The organism is Rossellomorea sp. H136 (assembly GCF_056838065.1).
Genome location: NZ_CM166371.1, coordinates 3,851,592 through 3,868,670 on the forward strand (window position 1 = coordinate 3,851,592; position 17,079 = coordinate 3,868,670).

The 17,079-nt window shown below is 41.2% G+C and carries 18 protein-coding genes; 4 read left to right on the forward strand and 14 right to left on the reverse strand.

Annotated features, from left to right (window positions below):
- Positions 1 to 74: 74 nt before the first annotated feature.
- The 8 genes from ACYH0O_RS19640 to ACYH0O_RS19675 form a co-directional block, all read right to left on the reverse strand.
- On the reverse strand, positions 75 to 743 hold the full coding sequence (locus ACYH0O_RS19640; RefSeq protein WP_482630017.1) for a hypothetical protein: 669 nt from the start codon (positions 741 to 743) through the stop codon (positions 75 to 77).
- Between the two features lie 8 nt (positions 744 to 751).
- The gene (locus ACYH0O_RS19645; RefSeq protein ID WP_482630018.1) at positions 752 to 1,855 is read right to left on the reverse strand and encodes a nicotinate phosphoribosyltransferase; all 1,104 of its coding nucleotides are present in this window, start codon (positions 1,853 to 1,855) and stop codon (positions 752 to 754) included.
- A gap of 109 nt (positions 1,856 to 1,964) precedes the next feature.
- Positions 1,965 to 4,766, reverse strand: a complete 2,802-nt coding sequence (locus tag ACYH0O_RS19650) for a DNA translocase FtsK (protein WP_482630019.1) — start codon at positions 4,764 to 4,766, stop codon at positions 1,965 to 1,967.
- Between the two features lie 401 nt (positions 4,767 to 5,167).
- The gene (ytpR, locus tag ACYH0O_RS19655) at positions 5,168 to 5,773 is read right to left on the reverse strand and encodes a YtpR family tRNA-binding protein (RefSeq protein WP_149157092.1); all 606 of its coding nucleotides are present in this window, start codon (positions 5,771 to 5,773) and stop codon (positions 5,168 to 5,170) included.
- Entirely contained in the window at positions 5,773 to 6,582 is an 810-nt protein-coding gene (locus ACYH0O_RS19660) for a DUF1444 domain-containing protein (RefSeq protein ID WP_482630020.1), read from the reverse strand. Before ACYH0O_RS19660 ends, ytpR begins: the two co-directional genes overlap by 1 nt.
- A 176-nt stretch (positions 6,583 to 6,758) precedes the next feature.
- Positions 6,759 to 7,076 carry a thioredoxin family protein gene (locus tag ACYH0O_RS19665; protein WP_148970975.1) on the reverse strand — a complete coding sequence of 106 codons (318 nt, stop codon included), beginning with the start codon at positions 7,074 to 7,076 and terminating at the stop codon, positions 6,759 to 6,761.
- 1 nt (position 7,077) lies between these two features.
- Complete coding sequence (locus tag ACYH0O_RS19670; protein ID WP_482630021.1) at positions 7,078 to 8,109, reverse strand: PTS sugar transporter subunit IIC; 1,032 nt, start codon at positions 8,107 to 8,109, stop codon at positions 7,078 to 7,080.
- A 185-nt stretch (positions 8,110 to 8,294) separates the two neighbouring features.
- Positions 8,295 to 8,801 carry a hypothetical protein gene (locus ACYH0O_RS19675; RefSeq protein WP_149157088.1) on the reverse strand — a complete coding sequence of 169 codons (507 nt, stop codon included), beginning with the start codon at positions 8,799 to 8,801 and terminating at the stop codon, positions 8,295 to 8,297.
- A 172-nt stretch (positions 8,802 to 8,973) separates the two neighbouring features.
- Here ACYH0O_RS19675 and ACYH0O_RS19680 point away from each other — a divergent pair, with 172 nt between their 5' ends.
- Together ACYH0O_RS19680 and ACYH0O_RS19685 are read left to right on the forward strand one after the other, a co-directional pair.
- Positions 8,974 to 9,420 (forward strand): YtoQ family protein, encoded by a 447-nt coding sequence (locus tag ACYH0O_RS19680; RefSeq protein ID WP_482630022.1) that lies wholly within the window; start codon positions 8,974 to 8,976, stop codon positions 9,418 to 9,420.
- 208 nt (positions 9,421 to 9,628) lie between these two features.
- Positions 9,629 to 11,122: a peptide MFS transporter gene (locus ACYH0O_RS19685; protein WP_482630023.1), complete on the forward strand. Its 1,494-nt coding sequence runs from the start codon at positions 9,629 to 9,631 to the stop codon at positions 11,120 to 11,122.
- A 267-nt stretch (positions 11,123 to 11,389) separates the two neighbouring features.
- On the opposite strand, the gene ACYH0O_RS19690 is transcribed toward ACYH0O_RS19685, so the two are convergent.
- The 3 genes from ACYH0O_RS19690 to ACYH0O_RS19700 all read right to left on the reverse strand — a co-directional run bounded on the left by ACYH0O_RS19690 (position 11,390) and on the right by ACYH0O_RS19700 (position 13,378).
- The gene (locus ACYH0O_RS19690; RefSeq protein WP_482630024.1) at positions 11,390 to 11,524 is read right to left on the reverse strand and encodes a hypothetical protein; all 135 of its coding nucleotides are present in this window, start codon (positions 11,522 to 11,524) and stop codon (positions 11,390 to 11,392) included.
- Positions 11,525 to 11,660: 136 nt separating this feature from the next.
- Positions 11,661 to 12,191: a DUF84 family protein gene (locus ACYH0O_RS19695; RefSeq protein WP_482630025.1), complete on the reverse strand. Its 531-nt coding sequence runs from the start codon at positions 12,189 to 12,191 to the stop codon at positions 11,661 to 11,663.
- A gap of 113 nt (positions 12,192 to 12,304) precedes the next feature.
- Positions 12,305 to 13,378 (reverse strand): M42 family metallopeptidase, encoded by a 1,074-nt coding sequence (locus ACYH0O_RS19700; RefSeq protein ID WP_482630026.1) that lies wholly within the window; start codon positions 13,376 to 13,378, stop codon positions 12,305 to 12,307.
- A 234-nt stretch (positions 13,379 to 13,612) separates the two neighbouring features.
- Here ACYH0O_RS19700 and ACYH0O_RS19705 point away from each other — a divergent pair, with 234 nt between their 5' ends.
- Positions 13,613 to 13,927, forward strand: coding sequence for a hypothetical protein (locus ACYH0O_RS19705; RefSeq protein WP_482630027.1), 315 nt, complete (start codon positions 13,613 to 13,615; stop codon positions 13,925 to 13,927).
- A gap of 70 nt (positions 13,928 to 13,997) precedes the next feature.
- Here the strand turns inward: ACYH0O_RS19705 and ACYH0O_RS19710 are convergent, their stop codons facing one another.
- Both ACYH0O_RS19710 and trmB read right to left on the reverse strand, forming a co-directional pair.
- Positions 13,998 to 14,840: a YtnP family quorum-quenching lactonase gene (locus tag ACYH0O_RS19710; protein ID WP_482630028.1), complete on the reverse strand. Its 843-nt coding sequence runs from the start codon at positions 14,838 to 14,840 to the stop codon at positions 13,998 to 14,000.
- 139 nt (positions 14,841 to 14,979) lie between these two features.
- Positions 14,980 to 15,624: a tRNA (guanosine(46)-N7)-methyltransferase TrmB gene (gene trmB, locus ACYH0O_RS19715; RefSeq protein WP_482630029.1), complete on the reverse strand. Its 645-nt coding sequence runs from the start codon at positions 15,622 to 15,624 to the stop codon at positions 14,980 to 14,982.
- A 261-nt stretch (positions 15,625 to 15,885) separates the two neighbouring features.
- Here trmB and ACYH0O_RS19720 point away from each other — a divergent pair, with 261 nt between their 5' ends.
- Positions 15,886 to 16,164 carry a YtzH-like family protein gene (locus ACYH0O_RS19720; RefSeq protein WP_482630030.1) on the forward strand — a complete coding sequence of 93 codons (279 nt, stop codon included), beginning with the start codon at positions 15,886 to 15,888 and terminating at the stop codon, positions 16,162 to 16,164.
- 4 nt (positions 16,165 to 16,168) lie between these two features.
- On the opposite strand, the gene ACYH0O_RS19725 is transcribed toward ACYH0O_RS19720, so the two are convergent.
- Positions 16,169 to 16,942 carry a phosphotransferase gene (locus ACYH0O_RS19725; RefSeq protein ID WP_482630031.1) on the reverse strand — a complete coding sequence of 258 codons (774 nt, stop codon included), beginning with the start codon at positions 16,940 to 16,942 and terminating at the stop codon, positions 16,169 to 16,171.
- Positions 16,943 to 17,079: the final 137 nt, after the last annotated feature.

The window sequence follows — 17,079 nt, forward strand, 5'->3', positions numbered from 1 at the left end:
TAGTATAGAAAAAAGCGAACTTTCTTCAACTTGAAATATTATATCATTTTTTAAAATCCCTGACCATGCACAAGCTACGAAAGACTGCGGATAATGAAGTTTGGTGCTTCTTCTTTTAAATATGTTCTCCATAAAACCCCAGTTTTTTGATTCATTTGACCATAATGATGTTTCACGTCTGATAAAATCCCCTCTGATTTGACGGGAAAAACGGGACCTAAGAGCCACTGATGAGTTACTAACGGGACTTTCCTCACGAAATAGATCCCACCCTCATAAATTCCCTTTTCTTCACAATTTAGGTTTGTTTTAACAGAAACTTCTTCATCCTGAATGACATTCTGACATGTAAACGTAACTTCTTCGTTTTGATTACCGATTTTTCTAATGATGATGGGCTCCCAAGCTGCAGTCAGCACGATGGCACCGAGCAGTTTGACTGATTCATGCAGTGAATGGGACTGAAGAAATTGAAAGAACAGGGTTTGGCCCTTAATTGTTTTATAATCAAACAAAAACCATTCCTGGAACAGCTTTTCTACTTCTTCAACCATTTGAGTCTCATCATGTAATAGAAAACGCTTAGAGAAAATCATCTTGGCCCGTACCTTTTCTCTTATGTTCGTTTCCTTCAATGCGTACTCATACGCTTTTTTATAGAGGTCTTTTATATGTTCCTCGGCCATTCTCTGCTTTTTTTGTTTATATTGCTCTAGATTTAAAAGGCTTTCTTGTTCTTGCATCCTCTCACCTATTCGAATTCTACTTTTTCCAGGCGGGGATTTGGACGGAGTTTTCTTCCTGCCTTGGCTTCAGGGGAACCGTCAATTACGACATTATCTCCCGTAAACCCGACATGGATTTTCAGAAGACTGCTTCCTACTCCATACATATCGACTGGAACTTTATTTTCCTCAAACTGGCGAATACGATCTTCGTTAAATCCACCTGACACCACAATCTTGACGTGGTGGAAACCTTCTTCATCCAAGGCATGTCTTAATGCGTAAATCAGTTGCATGTTTACTCCCCGCGGATCAAATGTTCCAAGCACATGTTGATTACGGAGGAAGTATTTATCGATCATCATTCTTGATGTATCTACCCTTACCCCTTTTAATTCAGGGCCAAACTCCCGTGCTACCTTTAATGAGTCTGTAATGGCATCATTATTATAGTCTACCAGGGCAATGAGCTCGTCCTCAGGAAATGTTTCCTGATAAGCTTTAGTGGCTTCTACAATATCCCCATTGAATAATTGGATCAGGGCGTGAGGCATGGTTCCCATCCCCTTCTTTCCCCACCATTCGTTCATGGCATGGGTAGCCTGGGCTGTAGATCCCCCGATAAAGGCTGCATATCCATCCCCAGCCTGCTGAGTAAAGTGATCATCCCGATCTCCCATGAAGACGACAGGCTTTTGTTTCCCTGAAATAGAGGCAGCTTTCATTACATTATAGACACTTGTCGCAACTGATGTTCTTCTTGCCAGGATACCATCAATGATACCTTCTAAATAGCCAAAGTCCTGGTAACGGCCCTTGATAGTCAGAACCGTTTCAAATGGTGAGATTTGATCCCCATCTTTTAAGGAATGGATTTCCAGATTTTCCGGGTTATCGGCGAAACTATGTAGAAGTGCAATCACTTCATCCGTTCCACAAATAACGGAATGATTCTTTTGAAAGAATTGCATGGTGACAACGGCATCGGGTTTATACTTCTTGGCAATTTCCTTTGTTTTCAAAAAATAAACCGCTGAAAACCAGCCATCCTTGATTCTTTCGTCAAACTTAAATGTATGATTGGTCAATCTGCTGAGTTTTCCTTGAAGTTTCAATTCTATTTCTTTCATCACTAAAGCTCCTTATGGCTCTTTCCTACACAAAAATAGGTATTCTGTTTACTGAATCCTAAAAGGACACATATAAACAGAATACCATGTATTAAATGATTCTACTAGTCTATGCCAGAGTCTCCAATTCACTTTCGGAAATCAGGACATCCCTTGGTTTACTGCCTCTGGACTCTGAAATAATTCCATTACTCTCCATCATTTCCATCAATCTTGCCGCCCGGTTATAGCCGATTCTGAATCTGCGCTGTAATCCCGATGCAGAAGCCCCTCCCTGATCGACGACAAACTCACAGGCTTCTAAAAATAATTCATCTTCTTCCTCGGTAACCTGTGCCTTCTTGATCAATTCATCCTGTTGGAAGAGATAATCCGGCTCTCTTTGCTCTCTTACATGATTGATGATGTCATCTATTTCGTCATCGGACACGAAGGTTCCCTGCAGGCGGACCGGCTTCGATGAACCATTTTCCAGGAAGAGCATATCTCCCTTACCAAGAAGCCTTTCAGCCCCGCTTCCATCAATGATCGTTCTTGAATCGACGCTTGATGATACGGAAAACGCCACTCGTGTCGGTACATTGGCTTTGATCAAGCCTGTAATGACATCGACTGAAGGCCGTTGAGTCGCAATGATTAAATGTATCCCACATGCACGTGCCTTCTGGGCAATCCGGCATATCGCTTCTTCAACATCTGCAGGCGACATCATCATCAAGTCAGCTAACTCATCAATGACTATGACTAAATACGGCAGCATATCGCTGTATTGTTTATTCCGTTTCGCCAGTTCATTGAAGCGTTTAATATCCCTTACACCTGTATGAGCGAATAACTCGTATCTTCTTTCCATTTCCTCAACAGCCCATTTAAGAGCTGCAGTAGCTGCCTTTACGTCTGTTATGACCGGACTGACGAGATGTGGAATCCGGTTATAGGGTGCAAGCTCTACCATCTTTGGATCAATGAGAAGCATCTTCAATTCATCCGGTGATGCTTTGTACAAAAGACTTACGAGTATCGAGTTGATACACACACTTTTACCTGATCCGGTAGCACCGGCGATGAGTCCATGTGGCATTTTGCTTAAATCAGTCACGATCGGCTGTCCGGAAATATCGAGACCAAGAGCGGCGGTCAGAGGGGAAGAGGGCTCTTGAAACTCAGGACTCGCGATCACTTCACTAATGCAGACTGGACGGCTCTCCCGGTTAGGCACTTCAATACCAATCGTATGCTTACCGGGAATAGGGGCTTCCATTCGGATATCCCTTGCAGCCAGGCTCAGCTTAATATCATCTGATAGATTGGTAATTTTATTCACCTTCACTCCAGGTTCCGGTTGAACCTCGAACCTCGTGACTGATGGACCTTGTGTGACATTCACTACTTTGGCCCTCACGTTAAAGTTATGAAGGGTTTCGTCCAGTAATATTCTTTGTGAATCGAGCCACTCTTCGCTCATTTCCTTTGATACAGGAGGCATCAGATAATCCACTTCAGGAAAAACATAGTCTCTTGTCCTTTTAGAAGATGAGCTTAATTCGCTATAGCTCTTTACCGCCTCTTCTCCTTGGACAGAACTTTGTTGAGACGTTTTCTGTTCAGGATGATGAATGGATGTCGCTTCTTCCATTTTTTCTTGCTTTACTTCCAGGACAGGTTGTTCCCTCTTCTCCGGTTCTGCTTCAGCCTGAGTTAATGTTTCGCCCTCACTTTCCTTGCGGATGGGCGTCGAATCATTACTAGCTGATCGTTTTCGCGTATCTAATTGTCGCTTATCCTGTTTCAGCATCAATACGTTAAAAGGAAGGTGAGACCTCTTACGTCTCTGCGGTTCTTCCTTCCTCGGCTCTTGTTGGGAACGTACAGGTTCTGATACTTCCTCTACTCGTTTCTCCTCAATCGTGGATTCACTTTGTACAACAGGTTCTTGAACAGGATGAACGGGTTCATGGACATGTTCTTCATTTACTTCATCTTCACTTGAAGAATGAACAGGTTGTTGCGGTGGATCTTCCTGCACCGAGTCATGACGCTCTTTCTCTTCATGTGATAAATATTCCAGCTCTTGTCGTGGTTGTTCCATTTCAGATATAAGAGAAACACGTTCATTTGTTTCCTGGGAAACTTCTTCAGTGATCTCCACTTTTCGATCTGGATTCTCTACTGGAATTGTTTCATTGATATCTTCAGTATCTACCATTACAGTATCTTCAATCTGCGATTCTTTACGATGTACTTCCGGAAAATTCGTAATCATCTCAGCAGGTTCATCGTTACCAGGTTTTTCTGGTTCAGCTGTTTCAACTTCGACTATGGATGCTGATTCTTTTTCCACGGGAATTGAATTCTCTACTACAGATAGTGCCTCATGATCAATCACAGCTTCTTTGTTCTCTTCTTCATTATGTAAAAATTTCTTAAGCTCGAACTCTACCTGGTCTTCTTTTTTTACCGGTCGTCCTCTAAAACCATAAATTGGTGAAGGGATTTCTGTAGGGGTGAAGGGCCTGCTGTTTCCCTTTTCCACTTTAGGAGATTTCTTCGATTGGACTTTAGCCGATGTTTTTTCTTCTTTCCACTTTCTATTTTTAGAAGCGTGGTCCTGACTCTTTTCCTTTTGTTCCTTGGACGGTTCTTCCTTCTCCTGACTTCTTCGATTTCTATTCGTTCGCGGACGCTCTATATTTTCTCCATCCGATATGAGGGGAAAACGAAAAGTCCCTTTAGGATATTGATACGTCATCCTTGCTTCTACATCACGTGAATGGTTGGGCCCTACTATATTTTTACGTTCAGTCTTTTTACGTTCAATATGCTGAACTTCATCATTGGTTTCCTCATAAAACTCTTCAAATTGATCATCATTATCTGATAATTTACCAAACATTTTTTTAATCCAGCTCACAAACATCACTCTTTCTTTCATACTTATTTATATTTTATCAGTTAAAGAGAAAAATTCGAGTCATTTCGATAGAATAAGAGAATTGTTAAAGAATTGTGTCGAAACAAACATAGGTGTAAAGAGATTGTAATACGAATTTTGCAAGGCTATTTTCAGAGCTGTGTTACTAAGCCAGTAGTGGTTGATTTCCGCTTCAGGTGCTCGCTTTCCGCGGGGCGTGAGTTGAGCACCTGCAGCGAGAATCAACTTATGAATGATCCCGTCACGTCCCAGTACTCAGTAAGAAAACCTTAATGAAAAACTACTATGAACAAGTTTCTATTAGTTTTCAATCGTACGACCTCTAACATAAATAAAAATAAAAATACCTGAGCCCATACTCCGGACCCAGGTATATATTTTTAAGCTGTGAATGGTTGACCTACTTGGTAAGTATCTTCAAGAACGAGAATCCCTTTTTCTTGAGGGGCATCTGGAAGTGCAAGTTCTTTGGCAGAACAAATCATGCCTGATGATGCCACTCCGCGAAGCTCTGCATCTTTGATGACCATTCCGCTTGGCATTACGGCGCCAACTTTCGCAACAACGACTTTTTGTCCTTTGTCAACGTTAGGAGCACCACACACGATCTGAAGAGTTTCATCCCCAACATCCACAGTACAAATGTTCAATTTATCTGCATTTGGATGCTTTTCTTTTTCAGACACATACCCTACCACGAATTTTGGTGAAAAGTCTGCCTCCAATACTTCATCGAAACCGTTCTTTTTGATGGCTTCATTGATCAATTGGAGCTTCCCTTCATTCATTTCGACAGGTCCCACATCACTTAAATCCATATACTTTGATGCTTGGAATAGGTTATACCCAAGTGTCTTCCCTGTTTTCTCATCAAACAAACGTGCAGCATCTTCTTTTCTTTCGTGCTGAACTTCTCCCTCAAACCCTGGTTCCATTGTAACGATCAGGGTATCACCAATACCTTCTAAGTTATAAAATACGTTCATCATTTCTTCTCCCTTTCCTTTTTGCGATTTTTTGCCAGAATGAAGATCGGCTCCAGTTCTCCTCCTTCATATACAAAGGATAGTGCCGTTATCGGAACATTTCCTGTCGTAAAGAAACTCATGGTCATCTGGGCAAGGACGTCATAGCCGGTTTCATTGCGGATATCCCCGATGACTAATACATCCTGATGAGGTACGGATACAGTCATCTCACCTTGAACATCCTTACTTACCTGCTTTAAGAAGGCATCATTCAAAATGCGACTTGCATCGTATCCATCATTATTGTTCAGAAAATAGAATATGTTACCTGCTACTTCGTCCTTCTTCATGTCCGTTGGTAAGCTTCTGACATTGAATAAGGCGGTCTCCTTCATTTGCTCGTGAGTCCATCCTTCAGCCTTTAACATATTTTCATCTAATAGGCGGTAAGTTTTCCCCAGGTCAACAGCATAATAGATACGCGTTTCAGCTGTATGATCATCTGTAACGAGGGCAACCCCTTCATTGGATTCGGTCGCAAAAGAAGTGGAACGGATCACTGGAAACACTTTTTTTTCTTTGTTCCCAAGATCTGCTTCGGTACCCATTACGTTTAAAGCTTCTTCCACGTAATAAACCACTTCATCGATAATGGACTTATTGTTTTCTTTCCACTTGGATACAATCGGAGGCAGAGCGATGTTTATTCCTTTTTTCGTATCCGTGTTCTCAATTCTAAGAAGATCCTTATCTCGATCATATGTAAACGTACGATTCGGTTTCTCTAATCGTTCCTGGAGTATACCTTTTAGCTTTTTAATGTCCAAATCTGATCCTCCTTTGGTGGTACTATTATAATAGAAAGTATCGGTCCAAAACTTTCATCGTTGATTCATTCACTTATAACATTTTACATCAAAATGCATAGAATACAAAAGGAACCTGTCTCATTTAAGCCAAAAAGAAAAGGGATCCCAGAATAAGGTGATCCCTTTTCATCCTATTATGAAGATAATGTGTTCATGAAGTTCTCGATTTGTTCTTTTGTTTTACGGTCCTTATTAACAAATCGTCCAAGTTCACGGCCGTCTCCGTATGCCAGAAAGCTTGGAATTCCGAAGATATCCAATTCAATGCACAGATCAATGAATTGATCTCGATCTACGTATAGGAACGTGTACTCTGAGTATTGGCTCTCTATTTCCGGAAGGATCGGCTCGATGATTCTGCAATCCGGACACCAGTCCGCTGAAAACATAAATACATGCTTGCCGCTTTCTTTCAACTGGTGAAACTCTTCCACTGATTCAAGTTTGCGCATATTATTTGCCCCCTGTTTCAATCGTCATTTGATTAGGTTTGATCCAACCTAGTTTACGCATATATTCAGATATTAACAGGCTTATGAATGCAGGTCCAACAAAATGCAACAGAAGGATTCTCAATGTTACATCCCAACTGAATCCCATCGTTTTAAAGGTCATGATTTGACCGACGAATCCGCTGGTTCCCATTCCGGCTCCAGCAGCATTATTCTCCATTAACCATATCGTGGTTCCGATGGGTGCCAATATCATGCCCGCAACTGTGGGAGGAATGAGAATGCGGGGATTTCGGACAATATTAGGTACTTGAAGCATGGAAGTACCTATTCCTTGAGCCAATAATCCACCGACTTTATTCTCCCTGTAACTGATGACAGCAAATCCTACCATTTGAGAAGCACATCCAATCGTTGCGGCCCCGGCAGCGACTCCATTCAATTCAAGCATAAGGGCAATGGCCGCGCTCGAAATAGGTGCCGTCAAAGCAAGACCCATGAGGGCTGCAACCAGAATCCCCATAGTAATCGGGCGTTGCTCTGTAGCCCAGCTGATCCAACTACCAAACATGCTCATAAAGTCTGCAATTCCCGGCCCTATAAAGTAAGCTATCGTAAACCCTGAAAAGATGGTGACGAATGGGGTGACAATGATATCCACTTTCGTTGTTTTGCTGACTAGCTTACCGATTTCCGTTGATATGACAGCTGCTACATAAGCTCCCGCCGGTCCACCTAAGCTTGCGCCTGCTGCTCCGGTAACTACCGCAGCAAATAGGACGAGTGGTGGTGCCCCGAGACCAAAGGCAATGGCTGCCCCTATTGCAGGACCCATCAAGCTGATCGCAAGACCGCCCATCTCTATGAAAAATTCACTTAACCCAGGGGGGATGGGAAGCTGTTCCCCGATCGTCTTAATGATTAATCCGATAATCAACGAACTGAACAACCCTAATGCCATATAACTTAACGCATCTATGAAATAAACCTTTGGAGATAATGTAATGCCTTTACTCTTTAAGAATTCTCTCACTTAAGTCCTCTCCTCCTTGTTAACCCTTCTACTTTTACTAGTGTAAAGACACTTGTTTATTTTGTCTATATATTTTACCTTTATCGGGCAATCAATTACCTTCTATTTTCCTTTATTAAATCGTACCTATTCACGTATAATAAAAAAACCGATTTTCCGCCTAAGCGGAAAATCGGTCTCTATCGTTATGATTTATGTTTAACTGAAGCTGCTATTTTCATCATCATCTCTGCATGATCTGCTAGATCATCTAATTCCACTTGTGTCGTTACCTTCGTTCCACCCACTCCAACCATAAGTTCGTATTCTTCCGTATCGGGCAGTTCCTTAATGACATAGTATCCTAAGCGATTGTCCTCTTTAAAAGTCCCATGTTTCAAGAGATTTTCATTGTCACTAATGGCCATTTTATATAGAAGTTCACTATCCTTATTTTCTTGAGGATTTGTAAAAAGTATAAAAGTATCAGAGCTTTTGGATATAATGATATTATTTGGCGATTCTTTTTCTATTTTGGCTCCAAATGGGAGATAAAAGTTAATGTTTCCAGCCTCTTCTTGAGCTGTTTCATTTGAGCTTAATGTGTTCTCCACCACTTCAGCTGTCTTTTCTTTTTCTTGATCGATCGTTGTGTTGCATCCGGCTAAAATAAGCACAAGAATAAAGAAAATGACTGTGTATTTGATTTTCATCCTATACTTATCCTCCCTTTCATGCTTAGGACCTACGCTTATGATACCCTCACAAAGTCCCATTGACAACCCTTACAATAAGAAATCCTGCCTTTTTAATGGGAAAATAGGTTATTTTTAACTTACATAGGGTATTTATGATAAAATAACTAAAAACAGGAGGGTGAAAATCATGGAATTCACAGTGTATCTGGCAGGGGAAATACATAGTTCCTGGAGAAACGAGCTTAAAGAGAAAGCAGAAGAGCTTCGCCTCCCTTTATCTTTCGTCGGTCCAATGGAAAATCACGAACGTTCCGATGCAATCGGGGAAGAAATTCTTGGTGAACAACCAAATAGAATACTCCGCGATGAGGCAGCTTCGAGTATTAACAATCTTCGAACAGAGTTACTGATGAAAAAGGCCGATGTGGTGATTGCCTTGTTTGGAGAAAAATACAAACAGTGGAATACTGCTACGGATGCGAGCACCGCCATCACACTTGGAAAGCCTCTTATTCTTATTCGTCCCGAAGAACTGCATCATCCATTAAAAGAACTTTCAAACAAGTCACATGTTACCGTAACAAACATAGATCAGGCGATTAAGACGTTATCATACGTTTTTGAAACGGAATAAAATCATGAAAATAAGCATGCCGTCCAAATTGGAAGGCATGCTTATTTTTATGCCCATTACAAAAATCCCGGAACTTTTTTACTATATTAAAATAATTTAATATTGGCAATATAAAGACATTTTATGTTATTATTAACAATTTATAAACTTTTTTTGACTTTATGAAAATATTAAAATATTATAGTAAAAGAATAAGGGAGGTAGTAACATGTCATCAATGAATAAACAGAAAATTGTGGATAGTGTCCCTCAAAAAGGTTTCTTTGGACATCCGAAGGGATTATTCACTTTATTCTTCACAGAATTTTGGGAGCGCTTTTCCTATTACGGAATGCGTGCCATCCTCGTATTCTACATGTACTATGAGGTTTCAAAAGGCGGTCTGGGCCTAGAGCAAAACACAGCTTTAGCAATCATGTCGATTTATGGTTCACTTGTATATATGTCCGGAGTAATCGGAGGCTGGCTGGCAGATAGAATATTCGGAACTTCGAAAGCCGTCTTCTACGGTGGAATATTCATCATGTTTGGTCATATTGCTTTATCATTTCCAGGAAGTTTAGCCATGTTCTTTGTTTCGATGGTATTGATCGTTGTCGGAACAGGATTATTAAAACCTAATGTTTCAACTGTTGTCGGTGAAATGTACAGCGAAAGTGACACTCGCCGCGATGCAGCTTTCAGTATTTTCTATATGGGTATCAACCTTGGTGCGTTCATTGCTCCACTAATTGTTGGTAAACTTATGGAAACAAAAGGATTCCATTGGGGATTTGCGGTTGCTGCCATCGGTATGTTCTTAGGTCTTGTTGTATTCATGACAACAAAGAAAAAGAATCTTGGTCTTGCTGGCACCTATGTTCCAAACCCGCTTGCACCAGCTGAGAAGAAGAAATATGGATTAATCGCAGGATTGGTAGTTGTTGGTCTTGCTATCATTTTAGGTATTACGATTCCTGCAGGTCTATTTACATTAAACGTATTTATTAATTTAGTAGGTATCTTCGGTATCGTCGTTCCAACCATTTACTTTATCGTGATGTACTATAGTCCGAAAACAACGCAAACTGAACGTTCCAGAGTCATCGCTTATATTCCATTATTTATTGCTGCGGTTATGTTCTGGGCAATTCAAGAACAGGGTTCAACCATCCTTGCAGTTTACGCAGATAAGCGAACTGAACTGGAATTCATGGGAATCAGCATATCTCCAGCTTGGTTCCAATCTTTAAACCCGTTATTTATCATTTTATTAGCTCCAGTATTTGCTTGGATGTGGGTGAAACTTGGTGATCGTCAACCTTCAATTCCGAAGAAATTTTCATTCGGTCTATTGTTTGCCGGTTTATCATTCTTAGTGATTCTATTGCCTGCATACTTCGGAGGAGAAGATTCACTAGTAAGTCCTTTATGGCTAGTGCTAAGCTATTTGATTGTAGTACTTGGCGAGCTATGCTTATCACCAGTCGGTCTTTCTGCCACAACCAAATTAGCTCCGGAAGCTTTCTCTGCTCAAACGATGAGTCTTTGGTTCTTAGCTTCTGCTGCTGCACAGGCGCTGAATGCACAACTTGTCCGTTTCTACACACCAGAAACAGAAACGCTGTACTTCGGGGCAATCGGAGGTATGGCAATCGTATTGAGTATTGCTCTATTCCTGCTTTCACCTAAGATTCAGGAATATATGAAAGGTGTAAAATAATTGATTTAACCCTCTGAATGTTTTCAGAGGGTTTTTATATACCTGAATGGATATACTTCCTTAATGTCTGAAAAGTATAAAAAGAACTCCGCTTTAAAACGGAGTTCCATTCTAACAATTAGAAAAAGTCACAATCACATTTTCTTTTACGTCTGCTTCTACGATGATCTTCCGTTCCTAAGACATTATCTCTTCTATGACAACCACATTTTCTACGTTTATCTTCATCGTCATCTCTTCTTCTGCGACGTCTTCTACGATTATCTTCTAATCCAAATACATCATCTCTGCGGTCACATCTTCTCCTGTCACCGAAAAGGAACTTATCCCAGTCACAGCATTTTCTGTCATCACGACGGTCATCACGACAGTCATCTTGACGACCCCCAACTCGGTCATCACAATAATGGCATCCCATAAATTCTTACCTCCTTAGAAAGAATTTATCAGATAAAATAAAGTCTGATATACTCCATCCTATGAATAACAGGTAGGTTTGGTATGGGCCAAGTACCCTCTAAGGGCAAAAGTCTATCGATTATTTGTCCCGCTTTTTGTTTCTGAACTGCCACTGACCTATTAAGAGCTGTACCACGTGCAGAAACATCGCCTCTCTCGTAATGAGTCCATTCGTAAACACACCCATTGCGCCCTCTTTTTTTCTTATCCCAGAGGTTTGAGTGTACTCATCCATCAAGGGTCCAAGCTCTTCCCCTGCCTTTAACCGACTGCTGATTTCTTTAGGAAGGAGGATTCTGGCACCTCCACCAATGATTTCGTTGCCGCTCCGATCCACGAGTGCCCCCCAGTTACAGACAAACATTCCGTAAAGTGATTCCGTCACTCCTCCTTCAAGGCCGATCCCCATATCGCTATCTGTTGCCCGCAATATGTTCTTGGCACGATTTAACGCACCTTCGATGGTCTCTTGATCAGAGATTGGCTGTTCACCTACATTTGAATCTGTTTTGAAACACTCGAATTCAACGTCCTTATAATGCTCCTGAAAAGCCATTTGAATGGCTTGCACTTTTGCGGGATTTGTAGTTCCAATTGCTATCTTCAACAAATTGATACCTCATTTCTAAGAGAGAGTCACTCCCTTTTTTCTCTAGAAAAAGACTGTCTCAAGAAGTTCATAAATGAGACAGCCTTTTTAGTATATTTTTTTAGAAACGTGAATTAGCCGTTTGATTTAATGGATTCAATTGTGGAACGGTCACATTGCTTCACTAATTTGACAATCAGTTCTTTCGCAGCCGCATAATCATCTACATGGATCATGGATGCATGTGTGTGAATATATCTTGAACAGATACCAACAACGGCACTTGGAACCCCTTCATTTGACATATGTACTCTTCCAGCATCTGTTCCACCTTGGGAAACAAAATATTGATATGGAATGTCATTTGATTCAGCTGTATCAAGAACAAATTCCCTGATGCCTCTGTGGGTAACCATTGAACGGTCAAGAATGCGAAGGAGAGCACCTTTCCCTAATTGGCCAAATTCATTTTTATCCCCTGACATATCATTTGCCGGACTCGCATCGAGGGCAAAGAAGATATCCGGATTAATCATATTGGCTGCTGTCTGGGCACCTCGTAATCCTACTTCCTCCTGAACCGTGGCTCCGGAATATAGAGTGTTTGGAAGTGTCATCCCTTGAAGCTCTTTTAGCAGCTCAATGGACAATCCGCATCCATAACGGTTATCCCAAGCCTTCGCAAGTATTTTTTTCTCATTCGCCATAGGTGTAAACGGACAAATCGGTACGATCTGCTGTCCTGGTTTAATCCCGATTTCCAGTGCATTGTCACGATCATCAGCACCGATATCAATAAGCATATTCTTGATTTCCATCGGCTTTCTACGCTGTTCTTCTCCGAGGAGGTGAGGTGGGATGCTTCCGATCACACCCGTAATCGGGCCGTTATCCGTGATGATTTGAACACGCTGAGCAAGCATAACCTGACTCCACCAGCCTCCAAGGGTTTGAAAACGAATCATTCCATTCTCCGTAACAGACGTGACCATAAACCCTACTTCATCCATGTGTCCTGCAACCATCACAACAGGATCCTGATCATTGCCTTTTTTCACTCCAAAAACCCCGCCGAGACGATCCTGCACAATGTCATCTGAGTATTGAGACAATTGTTCTTTCATAAACTTACGAATCGCATGCTCATTACCGGGTGCTCCCGGCAATTCAGTCAATGTTTTAAAAAGTTCCAACGTATCTTGTTTCATGTCATATGCCCCTTTTATATAAAATCTACCTTATGTATAATCTTATTTTACAGAACTTTCGAACGTCTTACCACCAATTGAGAAGAAAAGGAGTTCTCTTTTTTATTATTTCTTTGATAGAATGTACCTATAGATGGAAAATAATCGAGAATTACTGGGGAGATATTGGGAATAGTATTCTATCCCTTGCTTGTCAGAGAAACATCAATACACATTGCCTGTGGAGGGAATAAAATGAACTGGAAATCTTTCATAATCGGAATCGGAATCGGAGCAGTAGGCGGATATTTTCTTAAAGAAAAATTGGATGATTCGAACATGGTTTCTGCCGAAAAAGTATTAAAGGACGTAAAACTTTCATTTAAAAAAGAGGGGGACATCGATGGCTCCTGGATCGGCATGAAGCCCGAAGACTATCAGAAGCACTCGGTGACAACGAAAGTCTATAAAGGCGGGGTATCCAGACGAAAGGACGGGGAACTGGAGCAATATGAGTTTTTAGCAGATGCATATACGGGCACAGTTGTGGATGTGTACCCTTTATCCTAAAAATGGAATAACTGCACCATTAAAAAGGATGATCCCAAAGAGACTTGGGTCCATCCTTTTTTATGCATTATTATTTTTCCCTCAGTACGTGATCAACGATCTCTCCATCTCTATTCCACTTGATTCCTCTATAAACCGCATCATGATAGAAAAGGAACCAGTACTCTCCTTCAATCGCTTGATTGATCCACTTTTCTTTTGCATCGATGGACGTCATCGGATAGTCGTCGTAAGCCAGTACCCATAGTGGATTTTTGTGCGCGTGAGTAGGCATGATATCCGCCATATGGATGAACTTCTCCCCGTTATGCTCTAAAAGGATAATTGAATGCCCGTCACTGTGACCTCCCGTATGCACCATTGTGATTCCAGGAAGCACTTCCTTTTCTCCCTGGAACGTTTCCACTTGAGATTGAATGCTTTCCCAATTTTCTTTCCAGTATGTATTGCGGGAGCGCGCATTCGGATTTCTCATTTCATCCCATTCCACTTGGGAGGTGAAGATGGTTGCATTCGGGAATACAGGAACAATCGTATCGCCCTCATATTTGGTTAAGCCGCAAGCGTGATCGAAATGCATGTGAGTCATTAACACTACATCAATATCACTTGGTTTCAAGCCCAGTGCTTCCAGTGATGCCTCGATATCCGACTCTTCATGCACGCCATAGTTACGCTTTTGTTTATCATTCAGCTTCCCTTTACCGATACCGGATTCAATTAATACTTTCTTCCCTTCCCATTCGAAAAAGAGCGGGTCTGTTCGTAGTTCGATTTGATTCAAGTCATTTACGGCATATTTTTTTGACCAAAGAGGCTTTGGGACCACTCCGAACATAGCTCCCCCATCCATGTGTGTGACGCCGCCATTCAGCCAATAGATCGATATATCTCCAACCTTCAACGTTTCCAATTTGACTCCTCCTTTGTTCATTCCCTTTTATTTTATCAGAATTTATGGACAACTTATAGGTGGATGCTCGGATCTGCAACCATCATGAATACACAAAAAAAGCAGCCCTGCGAGATCGCAAGGCTGCTTTAACAGTGAATTATTGATTTTGATATTGTGCTTCAACCCGGTAAATTCTTTGCCCTTTGGCTGAAAATTTCTCTTCATATTCAGTCATGATATTTCCTTCATAATCACTCTTATGAAGGTCAAGACTCAAGAAATTCAGATGCAGACCATACCATGAGAAGCTCTTTAATGAGTACTCGAATAAGCCTTGATTGTCTGTCTTAAAGTGGATTTCTCCGCCTTTGATCAGCACATCTTCATATAGATTCAGAAAATCTTTATAAGTCAATCGACGTTTTTCATGTCGGTTTTTCGGCCATGGATCAGAGAAGTTCAAGTACACTCGGCTTACTTCTTCTGATGAGAAGTATTCAGTCAGGTTCTTTGCATCGACATTTAACAGCTTGACGTTAGGGAGCCCGGCTTCAATCAAGCGATCAAGAGCAGTTACAATGACGCTTTCATATAACTCAATTCCAATATAATTAACGTCAGGATTGGCTCTGGCCATTTCCGTGACAAATTGACCTTTTCCAGTTCCTACCTCAATGTGAATAGGATTGTCATTACCAAATTCTTTATTCCATTGACCTTTTATCTCCTGGGGTTCTGCCACAACATACTGTGGATGGTCACTGATTTTCTCAGAAGCCCACGGTTTATTACGTAAACGCATGTAGACACCTCTTTTTTTATTATCGAAAAAAACATACCACGACTATCCGTCCTGTGCAAGAGCCAAAATAGAGCCAATCTCGCTTCAGATCTTCTGGCTGATTTACCCACTTCAGGTCCGTCCCTCAAAATGCACGCATAATTGAAAAAGGAATTCACACACTATTAGTGAATTCCTTTTTCGGGTCTGGTCATTTTGAAGGGCTGAAAAAGTACGTGTTTCTTTAAATCTTTGTAGACGAAAACGAAAGGGTGTACCTCTATGCCTTTAAATTCACAGAATCAAATGCAGTTATTATCAGATATTTTAAGCAATCACAGTGCGGATTGCTGCGGTTCGGTTTCTGAATGTAAGCAAGTTGAACGATTGGTGAAATCATTAATGGTTAATGCTGATATTCACGAAAACGTAAAGCCTGTCCTGCAGGAAATTTATCAGTATAGTCAAAGCGGGATATCCTCAGCTGACTTATCGAACCATATTACGTCCAATCAAGAAAACTTGTCCCAATGGGTTACGGATATGAACAGCTACTCTTAATAGATCAGATGACTTTGTGCAGATATTCAATCCAGTGATTCATTTCGTGAAATCGGGCTTTTCCTTTATGCCACTGAATGGATAATATCGTTTGTGCGACCACATACCATTTCATTCTCAGCTTTAAGTTATCGGTTAGCTCAACACCATATTGAGTTAGCCAGTTCTCCCATTGGTCTTCAGGGATATACCAGTATAGTAATAGACCTACGTCAAAGGCAGGGTCCGCAATCATCGCCCCATCCCAATCGATTAAATACAACTGGTTGTAATCAGACAGCAGCCAGTTGTTATGATTGACATCACCGTGACAGACTACATATTCTTCCTGATGAACTTCCAAGAGCTCTTTTTGAAGAAATAAAAGCGCCTCTCTTATAACAGGCAATGAAAGAAGATCGAATTCTAAGCCTGTCTCCACTTCCGTGAGCATATGCTCCGGCTGAAACGGCTCTTTTCCCAACCGCTCAAGCATGGTTGAAAGCGGCTTTGAGGAATGAATCTTGTTAAGCAGCCTTGCCACCCGTTCATCCTTCATCTCTTCCGGCTTTAATTCTCTCCCATTTAACCAGTGTTGTGCCGTTATGACATCCCCGTTTTCTAGTCTTTTTGTCCAAACTAGCTTGGGTACGATTCCTTCTGCAGACAATACAGCCACAAAAGGAGAGGAATTGCGTTTCAGAAATAACCTTTGCTCTTGGTACTGAGCAAAGAACGCTTCTCCAGTAGCACCGCCTGCGGGGACTATTTCCCAATCTTGGTCAAATAAGTGTTCCAATATATTCACCTTCTATTGGTCCTTTGTCATGTTTATATGTTCAGTTACGTTAATATTTGAATTCATTTACTTCATCAAAAAAGTCTTATAAAATAAAAAAGACAGCTATTGGGCAATACAATCAATAGCCATCTGTT